The following is a 14,226-nucleotide window of genomic DNA, read 5'->3' as shown; positions in this document are numbered from 1 at the left end:
GTTAGTTAAGTTTAGTAATGATTATTGTATCGTTGGATTCTTTATACTCAAAGTGTCCCGTTCCTTTTAGTAAGTCAAGAATTTCTCTCAGACTTTCCTCCGGTCCGAAAGTTGCTGTTATCCGGTAATTCTTTAAGGTGTCATTGTTGATTTGGATTACCTTATGGAATGTTTTTGAAAGCTGAAGGGCGATTTCTTCCAGTGGTTGTTGTCGGAATGTCATTATTTCTCTCTGTTCGGACGGAGCTATGGTTTCCATTTCCGCAGAAACCGGGACGGATGATGCCGATTCGAAAGATAAAGCATGATAAGTAGCCCAGCTTGCCACGCATAGGAATACTACTGCAGCGGCACTTACAGCACGCAATCGGAATCTTCTTTTTATCCGTCGGATAAATAGTCTGTTTTCCAGTAGTTGCCAACTGTTTTCAGCCAGGTATTTCCCTTTGGGCGAACGGGTGGAGGCGATTAGCTTATCCAATGTCCTTTCAAGATTCTCGTTATTGTCTTTCATCCTTATGCCTATTTGAGGAATAACTTTATTGTCAGTTGCGACCGTTTTATTTCCTTATCCTTGGGAGTGCAGATAATACGTATCTCTTGGGTGCGCTTTATTTGTTTGGGATAAATGCGAATGCGGGCAGTGGCTGATTTCTTTTTGGCAGGAATAATGATTTGGGTATCCAGCAGCTTGAATGCCGGCTGTGTACCGGGTTTCCAGTGACTACTTAATGTCACTTCTCTGTCTTTAGAGCTTTTCTCAGCCGTAATTATCTTGATGTTGATATCCTGCTCTGCTGATTGCCGGTTGACGGTGTAACTTTCGATACCTTTGCCGAAGCCGACATAGTTTTTCGGATAATTACTCTTGTTGTCATCGCATGCGCTCAGGATGAGTAAGATGAATAATATACTTGTTCCGATTGTGCATAAATTCTTCATAAGTCTTTCTTATTTTTGGGTTTTCATAAGTAAAGACAGTTTTTCTTTGAAAACTCCCTATGCACATACGTATTTTTTTTTATCCATGAAGAAAATTATGGGAATAGCATCTCTCTTAAGCGGGTAAGTGCCTTTTGTAACTGTGCATCTACGGTTTTTACGCTGATGCCCAATTCATCGGCTACCTGGGCATAACTTTGTTTCTCTTCGCGTATTCGGATAAATACTTCCCGGCAACGTTCCGGTAAACGGTCGAGGGCTTTGACATAGCGGGCAAAAAGTTCATCGCTGATAAGTGTTTCTTCGGGAGAATCGGTATGGGAGGTGGACTCGGACAACTGTCCGGAAGATTGGGGCATGTGCTTTGCTTCTTTTTCCAGATAGTTGAGGGAAGCGTTCTTGGTGAGGATGAAACAGTAATCTTCGATATTGTTTATTTCCGGTAACTTTTTACGCTGGTCCCAAAGACGCATAAAGACATCCAGTACAATTTCCTGTGCCCACTCTTCACGCTTGACATAATAATATGCGATACGGAAAAGGCGGTCGTAGGTCAAATCATAGAATCCCCGGAAAGCTTGTTCTGAACTTTCGTCTTTCATTTGGCGTAAATATCGCCTGACTTCCTGTTCGGTCATGTCATTTTATTCTTCTATAAACATTAAATCACTCATAATGCCGTCCGATACAAAGATCCCCTTGCGGGTGAGGCAAAGGTGGTTGTCGCGTATCTCCAGTTTCCCGTCGTTCAGGTGCGGAAGCGCCATATCCATGCAATATTGCCATAACTCCCTGCCGAATCTCTGTTCCACAATGTCCATCGGCACTCCCCACCGGGTTCGTATGGAAGTCATTATACATTCATTGTAGCGGGTAGTCCGGTTCAAATGTTCATTCTCAAACCGGCGGCAGTTGTTTTCGATGGAATGTATGTAGTCCTCCAATGAAGAGATGTTCCATTCTCTGCTGTCCCCGTTGAATGAATGGGCGGAAGGTCCGCATCCCAAGTAAGGAATCCCTTTCCAGTAGGACGTGTTGTGCCGGGAGTACATTCCGGGACGGCAGAAGTTGGATATTTCGTAGTGCTCGTAGCCGGCATTGTCAAGCGTGTCCATCAGGGTGGAGAAGAAACGGACACTGCTTTCTTCGTCTACCTCATGGATGCGGTGTGCCTGCAGCAGCTCGTAGATGCGGGTACCCTCTTCGTAGGTCAGGTGATAGGCGGAGATATGTTCCACGCCGAGACTGACAGCTTGTTGCAAATCACGTTTCCACCGCTCGTCTGTTTCGCCGGGCAGTCCGTAGATGAGGTCGATGCTTATGTTGTTGAAACCGGCACGCCGGCAGTGATGTACGGCCTTGACGGCCTGTTCTGCATCGTGGCGGCGGTTCAGCAGCTTCAGGGTGGCATCGTCAAAAGTCTGTATCCCCATGCTGATACGGTTGAAAGGCAACTGTTGCAGCATGGCAGTATATTCCTCCGTCAAATCGTCAGGATTGGCTTCAAGGGTGATTTCCCGGCAGTGTTCCATACCGTAATATTTCCGGATGGTTTCAAAGACTTCCCGGAAATCTTCTTCTGCAAGCTGTGAGGGGGTGCCGCCGCCAAAGTAGACCGTTTCGACAGGCTCTCCCCGCAGGTATTCTTTACGCATTTGCAGCTCTTTGCATAAAGCATGGATATAACGGCTCTTCAGCTCACTGCGCGTAGTGGAGTAGAAGTCGCAATAGATGCAGCGTGTCTTGCAAAAAGGAATATGGATATAAATACCTGCCATGGTCCTGTAATTTAGTTGGGACGCAAAGGTACGCTTTTTTTCTGTTATCTTCCTTTTTCGGGCAATAGAAAGGATTTGATGTCTTTTTTGACAGATGTTGGATTTATAAAAAGAACAAGTGTATATGTTACACAACATGTACACTTGTTTGTTGTATCTTCGGAAAAAGGTGTTATTTTTACACTCTCTAACCTCCTTGATATAAAATAATTATGGAGAAGATGAAAGAACTTTATTTAATACTGATACACACCATGAAAAAAAGATTGAAACTGTTGCTGCTGTTGCTGGCAGCTACTTTGCCATTGAAGGCGCAAGATGTGATAGTGAAAGGACCGGACGGAAATCTGCAAGTGGCGGTTACGTGCATAGGGGGCGGAAAGGTTGTCTATTCCGTCTCTTATAAAGACAAACAAATGTTGGAAAATTCTCCGTTGGGCATGGAAACCAACGTGGGCGACTTTGCAAAAGGCCTGAAGCTGACCGGACATGAAGTGAACAAGATTGACAGCCGGTATTCACTGAACCGTATCAAGACCTCGCAAGTGCACTACCGGGCTAACGAATTGAACTGTTTTTTCGATAATGCCAAAGGACAGAAGATGCAGATTACTTTCCGGGTGAGTAACAATGATGTGGCATTCCGCTATACTTTGTTCCGCCAGGGCGATACGGGCAGTGTGCGTGTGATGAATGAGAATACAGGTTTTGCTTTTCCGGAAAAGACCACTACGTTCCTTTGCCCGCAGAGCAATGCCATGATAGGCTGGAAACGCACGAAGCCCAGTTATGAAGAAGGATATAAAGTGGATGCGCCGATGAATGAACGTTCGCACTACGGTCATGGCTATACCTTCCCCTGTCTGTTCAAAGTAGGCGAAGATGGCTGGGTACTGGTCAGTGAGACCGGTGTGGACAGCCGTTACTGTGCTTCCCGCCTTAGCGATGCGGATAACGGAGTGTACAACGTTGAATTTCCTATGCCGGAAGAGAATAATGGCAATGGTACGATAGAGCCTGCTTTTGCCTTGCCCGGCAACACACCCTGGCGTACCGTTACGGTGGGTGAAACGTTGAAACCGATTGTGGAAACAACCGTTCCTTGGGATGTGGTTGAACCGCGCTACGCAACAGAGCATGACTACAAACCGGGACGCGGCACTTGGAGTTGGATTCTTTGGCAAGATGGCAGCATCAATTACGATGACCAGGTGCGGTATGTCGATTTGGCGGCTGCTATGGGGTATGAATATGTTTTGGTTGACAACTGGTGGGATAAGTATATTGGTCGTGAACGTATGGAGCAGCTCATCAAGTACGCCCGCAGTAAAGGGGTGGAAGTGTTCTTGTGGTACAGTTCCAGCGGCTACTGGAATGACATAGAGCAAGGCCCGGTCAACAAAATGGACAACTCCATTGCCCGCAAGCAGGAAATGCGCTGGATGCAGAGTATGGGCGTAAAGGGAATAAAGGTGGACTTCTTTGGAGGTGACAAGCAGGAGACGATGCGCTTGTATGAGGAAATCCTGAGCGATGCCGATGATCATGGGCTGATGGTGATCTTTCATGGCTGTACGCTGCCCCGCGGGTGGGAACGGATGTATCCCAATTATGCAGGCAGTGAAGCGGTGCTGGCATCCGAGAATCTCATATTCAGTCAGCATGCCTGCGATAATGAAGCGTTTAATGCCACGTTGCATCCTTTCATCCGCAATGCTGTGGGATGTATGGAGTTTGGAGGCGTATTCCTGAACAAACGCCTGAATCGTGGCAACGATGGCGGTACTACCCGTCGTACAACGGATATATTCCAGCTGGCAACGGCGGTACTTTTCCAGAACCCTATACAAAACTTTGCATTGGCTCCCAATAATCTGGCGGATGCTCCGGGCGTGTGCGTCGACTTCATGAAACAAGTGCCTACTACATGGGATGAGACCCGTTTCATCGACGGTTATCCCGGCCGCTATGTGGTTTTGGCACGTCGTCATGGTGATGTGTGGTATGTAGCTGCCGTCAATGCTACGGCAGAACCATTGAAACTGAAACTTTCGCTTCCGATGCTGCCGGCAGGAGATGTTGTTTCTGTTTATCTGGACGATAAGAAACTTCAACCGCAACAGAAAGAACAGAAAATCAAAACGGACGGAACGTTACAGCTCACTGTGCAGCCTATGGGGGGAGCGGTGATTGTGAAATAGGACCGGGTGGCTTGAAGTTTGCCTGAAGTCCCGATAATAGGATATGGCTTGGTGGGCAACTGTAATTGCTCCTATAATATAATAAGGTGAATAAACGTCTGTGTTATATAACATTGTTTAGTAACACAGGCGTTTTATTGCTTTTCTTTCGATTAATTTCTAATTTGCGGCTCACTAAAATAATGGCATACGGAAGCATGCTGAGTATTCACTTTAAATCTTATATATCATGAAAGTATATCAGACGAATGAAATTAAGAACATTGCCCTCCTTGGCAATGACGGCTCGGGTAAAACCACTCTCACAGAAGCGCTGCTCTTTGAGAGTGGTATTATAAAACGTCGCGGCAGAATTACTGCCAAGAATACAGTCAGCGATTACTTCCCGGTGGAGCAGGAATATGGATATTCTGTGTTTTCCACCGTTTATCATGTGGAATGGAACGGTAAGAAACTGAACATAATAGACTGTCCGGGTAGTGACGACTTTGTGGGGGCGGCAATGACGGCGCTTAATGTAACTGATACGGCCATTTTGCTGCTGAACGGACAATATGGTCCCGAAGTAGGTACTCAAAACCATTTTCGTTACACCGAGAAGCTGGGCAAGCCGGTTATTTTCCTTGTGAACCAGCTCGATCATGAAAAGTGCGATTATGATATGGTGCTGGAACAGTTGAAGTCAATCTACGGTTCTAAGGTGGTTCCCGTTCAATATCCGTTGGCTACCGGACCGAATTTCAATTCGTTGATAGACGTGCTTCTGATGAAGAAATACTCGTGGGGGCCGGAAGGCGGAGCGCCTACGATTGAAGATGTTCCCGCAGAGGAAATGGAGAAGGCGACTGCCCTGCATAAGGCATTGGTGGAAGCTGCTGCCGAACATGATGAGACTTTAATGGAGAAGTTCTTCGAGCAGGATTCTTTGACCGAGGACGAAATGCGTGAGGGTATCCGTAAGGGATTGGCTTCTCGCGGCATGTTCCCTGTGTTCTGCGTTTGTGCAGGCAAGGATATGGGTGTGCGCCGTTTGATGGAGTTCTTGGGTAATGTTGTTCCGTTCGTAGACGAAATGCCGCCGGTGCATAATACGCGTGGTGAGGTTGTGAAACCCGATGCAAACGGGCCTACTTCCTTGTATTTCTTTAAAACGGCTGTTGAACCGCATATCGGTGATGTTCAATATTTCAAGGTGATGAGCGGTAAAGTGCACGAGGGAGACGATTTCACCAATGCCGATCGTGGTTCCAAGGAGCGTATCGCCCAGATCTATACGTGTGCGGGTGCCAATCGTATCAAGGTGGAAGAAATGGTAGCCGGTGACATCGGCTGTACTGTGAAATTGAAAGATGTGCATACCGGCAATACGCTGAATGGCAAGGGATCGGAGAACCGCTTTAATTTCATTAAATATCCGAATTCCAAATATTCTCGTGCTATCAAACCATTGAACGAAGCCGATACGGAAAAGATGATGGCTATTTTGAACCGTATGCGTGAGGAAGATCCGACATGGGTCATTGATCAGTCTAAGGAATTGCGCCAGACAATTGTGCATGGACAGGGCGAATTCCATTTGCGTACGTTGAAGTGGCGTTTGGAGAACAATGAGAAATTGCAGGTTAAGTTTGAAGAACCGAGAATACCCTATCGTGAGACTATAACGAAAGCTGCCCGTGCCGACTATCGTCATAAGAAACAGTCCGGTGGTGCGGGTCAGTTCGGTGAAGTTCACCTGATTGTGGAACCTTATTATGAAGGAATGCCGATGCCGGATACTTATAAGTTCAATGGACAAGAGTTCAAGATGAATGTGAAAGGCGTGGAGGAAGTTCCATTGGAATGGGGCGGTAAACTGGTGTTTGTGAACAGTATTGTGGGCGGTTCTATTGATGCCCGCTTTATGCCGGCCATTTTGAAGGGTATTATGTCACGCATGGAGCAAGGACCGCTGACCGGTTCGTATGCTCGTGATGTACGTGTCATCGTATACGACGGAAAGATGCATCCGGTAGATTCCAATGAAATCTCCTTTATGCTGGCAGGCCGCAATGCGTTCAGCGAGGCATTTAAAAATGCCGGCCCGAAGATTTTGGAACCTATTTATGATGTGGAGGTATTTGTTCCTTCCGATAAGATGGGTGATGTAATGGGCGATCTGCAAGGACGTCGCGCCATGATTATGGGTATGAGTAGTGAAGCCGGCTATGAAAAGCTGAGTGCTAAGGTTCCTTTGAAGGAGATGTCTTCCTATTCTACGGCTCTGAGTTCTTTAACCGGTGGGCGTGCTTCGTTCATTATGAAGTTTGCCAGCTATGAACTTGTTCCGAGTGATGTACAGGATAAACTTATCAAGGAATTTGAAACAAAACAAGCTGAAGAATAGACTTTTTAATAAATAGTAAAAGCCGTTGTTCGCTCATCGTGAGGAATGACGGCTTTTTTATTAACACTGATTAAGAATATGGGGAAATGTGAATGTTAATATTTAATTTTTTATTAAATTTGCAAACCAAAGGTGTTTCATTTTGTTGTAATGTGCGTAATGCAACTTAAAAAACATTCTACGGTTAATTAACGAGAACACCCGGTTAAATCAGGTTAATTTGTTAGGAGTGTTAATTAGTGAGTGTTAATTTTGTGACTATGAAAAAGTCGACAATATGGATATTAGGCGTCGTTATGGGCCTTTCTTTCATCAGTTTACTGTATCTGCAGATCAGTTATATTGAGGAAATGGTGAAGATGCGTAACGAGCAATTTGATGAATCGGTGAAGCGTGCTTTAATGGCTGCTTCAAAGGATGTGGAGTCCGCAGAGGTTGACCGTTGGTTGCGGGAAGATATATCCGAAGCGGAAAAGAGAGCGTGGGAGCAGAGCTCGCAAGGCAAAGGAGTGGTGCAGACACAGCGTTTTACGGTGACAGCACCGGATGGAACAAAATATTCGGCTATCGAACTGAAAACGTTTAGCAATGAAGCATCGGAATTGCCGAGGGCTATGATTTCACGTAAGCATGGAACGAAGACGATACCTCAGACATCACGTTCGCTGGCAGATGCCATAAAGAACCGTTATCTGTATCAGAGGGCTTTGCTGGATGAGGTGGCTTGGCAGATGATTTATCGTGCCAGTGACAAGGCGATAGAAGAACGGGTCAATTTTAAGAATTTGGACCAGTATCTGAAATCGGGATTGATTGATAACGGTATTGAGCTGAACTATCACTTTAAAGTGATAGACCGGGACGGCAGGGAAGTCTATCGTTGTTCGGACTACAGCGATGAAGGCAGTGAGAGTTCTTATTCCCAACCCTTGTTCCTAAATGATCCGCCGGCACGTATGAGTATCGTCAAGATACATTTTCCGGGTAAGCAGGATTATATTTTCGACTCGGTCAGCTTTATGATTCCGTCGATGATCTTTACCTTTGTTCTGTTGATAACATTCATTTTCACGATTTATATCGTGTTCCGCCAGAAGAAGTTGACGGAGATGAAGAATGATTTTATAAATAATATGACGCACGAGTTCAAAACGCCGATTTCAACAATTTCGTTGGCGGCGCAGATGTTGAAGGACCCGGCAGTAGGCAAGTCGCCGGCAATGTTCCAGCACATATCGGGCGTTATTAATGATGAGACGAAACGACTCAGGTTCCAGGTGGAGAAAGTTCTCCAGATGTCAATGTTCGACCGGCAGAAGGCAACGTTGAAAATGAAAGAACTGGATGCCAATGAACTGATAACCGGGGTAGTGAATACGTTTGCTTTGAAAGTGGAGCGCTACAACGGAAAGATAGAGTCGGAATTGAAAGCGACTGACCCGATTATTTTTGCAGATGAAATGCATATAACGAATGTGATTTTCAATCTCATGGATAATGCGGTGAAGTATAAAAGACCGGATGTGGACTTGCAGTTAATGGTGAAGACCTGGAATGAACCGGGCAAGCTGATGATCTCTGTACAGGACAACGGTATAGGTATTAAGAAAGAAAACTTGAAAAAGATATTTGATAAGTTCTATCGCGTGCATACAGGTAATCTGCACGATGTAAAAGGCTTCGGGCTTGGTTTGGCTTATGTAAGAAAGATTATTCAGGATCATAAGGGAACTATCCGGGCAGAGAGTGAGCTGAATGTTGGAACTAAATTTATTATTGCATTACCTTTATTAAAAAATTGATTGATATGGATGAGAAACTGCGTATTTTATTGTGCGAAGATGATGAGAATCTTGGCATGCTTTTAAGAGAATATTTACAGGCTAAGGGTTATGCTGCCGAGTTATATCCCGATGGAGAAGCAGGATACAAGGCTTTCCTGAAGAATAAATATGACTTGTGCGTGTTTGACGTAATGATGCCGAAGAAAGACGGTTTTACACTGGCGCAAGAAGTTCGTGCCGCCAATGCGGAAATCCCCGTTATCTTCTTGACGGCTAAAACACTGAAGGAAGATATTCTGGAGGGCTTTAAAATTGGTGCGGACGATTATATCACGAAACCGTTCAGTATGGAAGAGCTGACTTTCAGAATTGAAGCTATCTTGAGACGTGTACGTGGCAAGAAGAACAAAGAAAGCAGCATTTACAAGATTGGCAAGTTTACGTTTGATACCCAGAAACAGATTTTGTCAACACCCGATAAGCAAACGAAGTTGACTACAAAAGAGTCGGAATTGCTGGGTCTGCTTTGTGCACATGCCAATGAAATCCTTCAACGCGATTTTGCATTGAAGACGATTTGGATTGATGATAACTACTTTAACGCACGTAGCATGGATGTGTATATCACCAAGTTGCGTAAGCACCTGAAAGAAGATGAATCTATCGAGATCATCAATATTCATGGAAAAGGATATAAACTGATCACTCCGGAAGCTGATGCCTAAACGGCTTGCTTCCCGGGTGGAACGGACAATAAAAAAAGACGGTTGCATTGCAACCGTCTTTTTTTATTTCTTTTTCTCGGTATTAATCCGCAATTCTTTTGTTGATAAGGATGTAAGAAATCAATCCTATTACAACTAATACAGCGCTGGTTCCCAAAATCGCGTTGTTATTTACATTGCCGGTAAAAGAACATGCAACCAAGATTACAGCTCCTACCAAGATTAATATCAATCCCAGATTTTTTAATAAGCCTTTCATGTGTGTGTATTTTAATAGATTATTATTTTCATATTCTTGTTACAAAGAAAAGCATAATTCTTTAACAAGCGAAATTATTTTTGCAAAAAAACTATTATTCAACCTAATTTAATGAAGAATGAGGAATATCCTAATCTTTCGTGTTGAAAAATATTTTTCTCAAGACTTCCTGACTAACGCTTAACTCTTCAAGGGTGATGCCTTGCAATGCTTCTTTTAGCGTTTGATTGGCAATGATGCGGGCGCGTTCTTCCAGCTCCTTGCCATCTTTGGTGAGGTGTATCAAGTTGGTGCGGCGGTCTTTTTTGTCGGAGATGCGTACAACAAGATGTTGCCGTTCCATATTGTCTATGAGGCGGGTCATGCTGGGCTTGTCCTTAAAAGTTGCATTGCACAATTCTTGCTGTGTCACCCCGTCTTTTTCCCATAAGAAGATGAGGACTGTCCATTGTTCGGGGGTGATTTCCAAACCGTTCTGCCTGAAGTTGCGCGATAATTTGCGGTTGATGGCAGCAGATACTTTGCCATTGAGTATGGCAAATATCAGCCGGATATCAAAGTTGAATTGCTCTATCATGAAATTATTGTTTAAACAACTTTGCAAATATAGCATAAGTTGGATACAATACAAAATAAGTCCGCTTATTTTTGCAGTTCAAAATAAAATGTCTACCTTTGCACCCGCATTTAATAAACAAATAATTTATTTATTTAATTAAACGAGTATGAATCAATACGAAACCGTTTTCATTTTGACTCCCGTTTTGTCTGATGTTCAGATGAAGGAAGCGGTAGAAAAATTCAAAGGCATCCTTACTGCTGAAGGTGCTGAGATTGTAAATGAAGAAAACTGGGGACTGAAAAAGCTGGCTTATCCAATCCAGAAGAAGTCAACCGGTTTCTATCAGCTGATTGAGTTCAATGCAGAACCTACTGTAATTGAGAAATTGGAATTAAACTTCCGTCGTGACGAGCGCGTTATCCGCTTCTTGACTTTCAAGCAAGACAAGTACGCTGCTGAATACGCTGCGAAGAGAAGAAGTGTTAAATCAACTAAAAAGGAGGATTAATCATGGCACAACAAGTTCAATCAGAAATCAGATATTTAACTCCGCCCTCAGTAGACGTTAAGAAGAAAAAATACTGCCGTTTCAAAAAGAGCGGTATTAAGTACATCGACTACAAAGATCCTGAATTCTTGAAGAAATTCTTGAATGAGCAAGGTAAGATCCTTCCGCGTCGTATTACCGGTACTTCTTTGAAGTTCCAACGTCGTGTAGCTCAAGCTGTGAAGAGAGCGCGTCACTTGGCGTTGCTGCCTTATGTAACTGACATGATGAAATAATAGGAGGAGGAAAGTATGGAAATTATATTGAAAGAAGACATAGTAAACTTGGGTTATAAGAACGATATCGTAACCGTTAAGTCCGGTTATGGTCGTAACTACCTCATCCCGACAGGAAAAGCTGTCATTGCTTCTCCTTCTGCAAAGAAAATGTTGGCCGAAGAGCTGAAACAGCGTGCCCACAAGCTGGAGAAGATCAGAAAAGATGCTGAAGAACTGGCTGCTAAGCTGGAAGGCGTATCTTTGAAGATCGCTACTAAGGTTAGTGCAACAGGTACTATCTTCGGTTCGGTTGGTAACATTCAGATTGCTGAGGAGCTGGCTAAATTGGGTCATAACATCGATCGTAAGATTATCGTTGTTAAAGACGCAGTGAAAGAAGTTGGTAGCTACAAAGCTATTGTTAAACTGCACAAGGAAGTTTCTGTAGAAATTCCTTTCGAAGTAGTTGCTGAAGAAGCATAATTAATCCTTCGTATATATTGGGAAGCCCGATTCTATTTGGATAGAGTCGGGCTTTTTTTATATCAACCTGCCATTGCAATGAAGTTAATAAAATGCAGGCTTGATGTTAACTTCCTGTCCGGAGTGTGTTAACTTCTTAGAGTCACGATGTAAACTCTTTATGCGATGGAGAAGTAAGGACATAAAAAAAGTCTGTCCGTACTTTCCGTACGTCAGACTTTCAATTCTCTCTAATGTTGTTCTGAAATTATTCAGCTACAACTGCTGCGCTATCTACTGCAGTAGTGTCAGCTACTGATGCTGCTGCTTCAGCTGCTGCTGCTTCTACAGCTGCGATTGAGTCAGCGATACGGATTGAGTCAGCTGTTGCTTGTTCTGCGTTAGCTGCTTTGTTACCACAAGATGCGAAAGATACTGCTACGATAGCTACGGCCATCAAAACTAATTTTTTCATTTTCTTTACTTTTAAAACGTAATACAATCAATTGCTTTATTAAAACGATGCAAAGGTATGCACTTTTTAGATACGTTGTTCTCCAAAACCCAACTTTTTTTATATTTTTTTTGGAGGAAAGCCCGTTTTTCTCGCTTTTGATATGTTCTACAACATGTTAATCTTCTGCAATGCTGTTATATAAATACCTTTTGATGCTTCTTTTGGGTGTTTTCTCAAATTCTGTCGGGTAAAGCTGTATTTGACTGATCTTTTCGTAAGCAGCAACGCTATTGTTCAGGTTCTTGAGATTTTCGTCCATAATGGTCTTTATATTCTCCGGATTGTTCAGCCCTAAGGAATCCAATGCCTCATAATCAGCGTAGACTAAGGCTACCAGTTTCTTATTGCGTTCAATCACAAGACTTTCCAGAACAAACGGCATGTTGTTGAGACGTGCCTCTATTTCTTCCGGAAAAATGTTTTGTCCGCTGGAGCTAAGGATCATGGTCTTGCTTCGTCCGCGTATGTAGAGGTTGTTATTTTCATCCAGCGTGCCTAAGTCGCCGGTGCGCAGCCAGCCGTCTTCGGTGAATACTTCCTTGGTGGCTTCCGGGTTTTTATAATAACCCACCATTACGTTTTCGCCGCGTACCTGTATTTCGCCGAGCCGGTCGTCCGGATTTTCCTTGTAGATACGTGCTTCCATGATGTCGAGTACCCGTCCGGAAGAGGTGGGCACGAATTCGTTCCAGGGAGCGTAGCTGATCAGCGGTCCGCATTCCGTCATGCCGTAACCTATGTTGAACGGGAATTTGATGCGGTGGAAGAACTCTTCCACTTCCGGGTTCATTGCGGCTCCTCCGATAATCACTTCTTTGAACCGGCCGCCCAGTGCGTCCACCAGTTTCTTACGGATTTGTCCGTATATCTGTCCGTCCAGCAACGGGATGCTGAGGGCCCATTTCATGGACTTTTTGTTGATGATGGGTTGAATGACATTCTTGTATATCTTTTCGATAACGAGGGGGACGGTGATTATCAGGTTTGGTTTTACTTCTTCGAACGCTTTCATCAGAATTTTTGGCGAGGGCACTTTGCCCAACAATGTGACGTGCGTACCCACAGCCGTAGCGGTCAGGAAGTCGAAGGCGCAACCATAGGCATGCGCCAGGGGCAGGAAAGACAGCACCTTGTCTCCTTTTTTCAGTAATCCGGTGCGAATGCCGAAAGTGACGTTACCTGCAAGGTTGTTGCCTGTCAGCATAACGCCTTTGCTGAATCCCGTTGTGCCGGAGGTATAGTTCAGCAACATTACTTTGTCGTTGGAAAGATCCGTATAAACTACATCTTCCTGCCGGAACCCTTTCGGATAGGTCTTGTGCATCTCGTTGTCCAAGTGTTTGAGAAAACGTTGGATGGTTTCTCCGTCGCGCTGGTACAAGCAGCGGAAGTCGTTGAGTGAGAAAACGCCGCGCAGCCCGGTGAGCCGTTCTTCTTCCAGATGTTCCCAAATGCTGTCGCTGGTGAAAAGGAAGACGGATTCCGAATGGTTGACGATGTGGTGCACATCATTGGGATTGAAATCCTGCAAGATGGGCACTACGATGCCGCCGTAGGTGATGGTGGCCATATATGCAATGCACCAGCGGGCGTTGTTTTTGCCGATAACCGTTATTTTGTCGCCGCGGCGCAGGCTGCAATGCTTGAATAGCAGATGCAACTTGGCTATTTCTTGCGCTACTTCTCCATAAGTATAGCTTTCGTTTTCTCCGTAATCGGTGTAGCAGGGGAGGTCCCAATTCTCGCGGAAACTATGTTCGTATAGCTTGATAAAGTTTTCTTGTATCATTGCACGTTTTTTGATGAATTGTGCAAAAGTAGGAAAAATATAATAATAATGTGTAC

The 14,226-nt window shown here is 44.4% G+C and carries 15 protein-coding genes; 7 read left to right on the top strand and 8 right to left on the bottom strand.

Annotation, left to right across the window (positions count from 1 at the left end):
* Nucleotide 1: 1 nt before the first annotated feature.
* The 4 genes from NQ546_RS00145 to hemW all read right to left on the bottom strand — a co-directional run bounded on the left by NQ546_RS00145 (nucleotide 2) and on the right by hemW (nucleotide 2,720).
* Nucleotides 2-514, bottom strand: a complete 513-nt coding sequence (locus tag NQ546_RS00145; protein ID WP_004288426.1) for a DUF4974 domain-containing protein — start codon at nucleotides 512-514, stop codon at nucleotides 2-4.
* A gap of 8 nt (nucleotides 515-522) precedes the next feature.
* The gene (locus NQ546_RS00140) at nucleotides 523-942 is read right to left on the bottom strand and encodes a hypothetical protein (RefSeq protein WP_004288427.1); all 420 of its coding nucleotides are present in this window, start codon (nucleotides 940-942) and stop codon (nucleotides 523-525) included.
* A 95-nt stretch (nucleotides 943-1,037) separates the two neighbouring features.
* Nucleotides 1,038-1,580 carry an RNA polymerase sigma-70 factor gene (locus NQ546_RS00135; RefSeq protein ID WP_004288428.1) on the bottom strand — a complete coding sequence of 181 codons (543 nt, stop codon included), beginning with the start codon at nucleotides 1,578-1,580 and terminating at the stop codon, nucleotides 1,038-1,040.
* A 6-nt stretch (nucleotides 1,581-1,586) separates the two neighbouring features.
* A complete protein-coding gene (gene hemW, locus NQ546_RS00130; RefSeq protein WP_039952896.1) occupies nucleotides 1,587-2,720 on the bottom strand; it encodes a radical SAM family heme chaperone HemW in 1,134 nt (377 codons plus the stop codon).
* A gap of 254 nt (nucleotides 2,721-2,974) precedes the next feature.
* On the opposite strand from hemW, the gene NQ546_RS00125 reads away from it, so the two are divergent.
* The 4 genes from NQ546_RS00125 to rprY all read left to right on the top strand — a co-directional run bounded on the left by NQ546_RS00125 (nucleotide 2,975) and on the right by rprY (nucleotide 9,816).
* A complete protein-coding gene (locus NQ546_RS00125; protein ID WP_039952987.1) occupies nucleotides 2,975-4,921 on the top strand; it encodes a glycoside hydrolase family 97 protein in 1,947 nt (648 codons plus the stop codon).
* Nucleotides 4,922-5,150: 229 nt separating this feature from the next.
* Complete coding sequence (locus tag NQ546_RS00120; protein ID WP_004288435.1) at nucleotides 5,151-7,307, top strand: elongation factor G; 2,157 nt, start codon at nucleotides 5,151-5,153, stop codon at nucleotides 7,305-7,307.
* A gap of 260 nt (nucleotides 7,308-7,567) precedes the next feature.
* Nucleotides 7,568-9,109 (top strand): sensor histidine kinase, encoded by a 1,542-nt coding sequence (locus tag NQ546_RS00115; RefSeq protein WP_004288436.1) that lies wholly within the window; start codon nucleotides 7,568-7,570, stop codon nucleotides 9,107-9,109.
* 5 nt (nucleotides 9,110-9,114) lie between these two features.
* Nucleotides 9,115-9,816 (top strand): response regulator transcription factor RprY, encoded by a 702-nt coding sequence (rprY, locus tag NQ546_RS00110; RefSeq protein WP_004288437.1) that lies wholly within the window; start codon nucleotides 9,115-9,117, stop codon nucleotides 9,814-9,816.
* An 82-nt stretch (nucleotides 9,817-9,898) separates the two neighbouring features.
* On the opposite strand, the gene NQ546_RS00105 is transcribed toward rprY, so the two are convergent.
* A complete protein-coding gene (locus NQ546_RS00105) occupies nucleotides 9,899-10,075 on the bottom strand; it encodes a hypothetical protein (protein ID WP_004288438.1) in 177 nt (58 codons plus the stop codon).
* Nucleotides 10,076-10,205: 130 nt separating this feature from the next.
* Nucleotides 10,206-10,652 (bottom strand): MarR family winged helix-turn-helix transcriptional regulator, encoded by a 447-nt coding sequence (locus tag NQ546_RS00100; protein ID WP_004288439.1) that lies wholly within the window; start codon nucleotides 10,650-10,652, stop codon nucleotides 10,206-10,208.
* Nucleotides 10,653-10,800: 148 nt separating this feature from the next.
* Here NQ546_RS00100 and rpsF point away from each other — a divergent pair, with 148 nt between their 5' ends.
* From rpsF to rplI, 3 genes are read left to right on the top strand one after another with little or no spacing between them, the layout of a single operon-like run.
* Complete coding sequence (gene rpsF / locus NQ546_RS00095) at nucleotides 10,801-11,145, top strand: 30S ribosomal protein S6 (RefSeq protein ID WP_004288441.1); 345 nt, start codon at nucleotides 10,801-10,803, stop codon at nucleotides 11,143-11,145.
* Between the two features lie 2 nt (nucleotides 11,146-11,147).
* A complete protein-coding gene (gene rpsR / locus NQ546_RS00090; RefSeq protein WP_004288442.1) occupies nucleotides 11,148-11,420 on the top strand; it encodes a 30S ribosomal protein S18 in 273 nt (90 codons plus the stop codon).
* A 15-nt stretch (nucleotides 11,421-11,435) separates the two neighbouring features.
* On the top strand, nucleotides 11,436-11,885 hold the full coding sequence (gene rplI, locus NQ546_RS00085) for a 50S ribosomal protein L9 (protein WP_004288443.1): 450 nt from the start codon (nucleotides 11,436-11,438) through the stop codon (nucleotides 11,883-11,885).
* Between the two features lie 247 nt (nucleotides 11,886-12,132).
* Here the strand turns inward: rplI and NQ546_RS00080 are convergent, their stop codons facing one another.
* On the bottom strand, nucleotides 12,133-12,339 hold the full coding sequence (locus NQ546_RS00080; RefSeq protein WP_004288444.1) for a hypothetical protein: 207 nt from the start codon (nucleotides 12,337-12,339) through the stop codon (nucleotides 12,133-12,135).
* Nucleotides 12,340-12,496: 157 nt separating this feature from the next.
* The gene (locus NQ546_RS00075; protein ID WP_004288445.1) at nucleotides 12,497-14,170 is read right to left on the bottom strand and encodes a long-chain fatty acid--CoA ligase; all 1,674 of its coding nucleotides are present in this window, start codon (nucleotides 14,168-14,170) and stop codon (nucleotides 12,497-12,499) included.
* Between the last annotated feature and the right edge of the window lie 56 nt (nucleotides 14,171-14,226).

This window comes from Bacteroides eggerthii, from assembly GCF_025146565.1.
GTDB classification, from domain to species: domain Bacteria; phylum Bacteroidota; class Bacteroidia; order Bacteroidales; family Bacteroidaceae; genus Bacteroides; species Bacteroides eggerthii.
The sequence above is the reverse complement of the archived record's forward strand: the minus strand, read 5'-3'. Positions and strand labels throughout refer to the sequence as shown.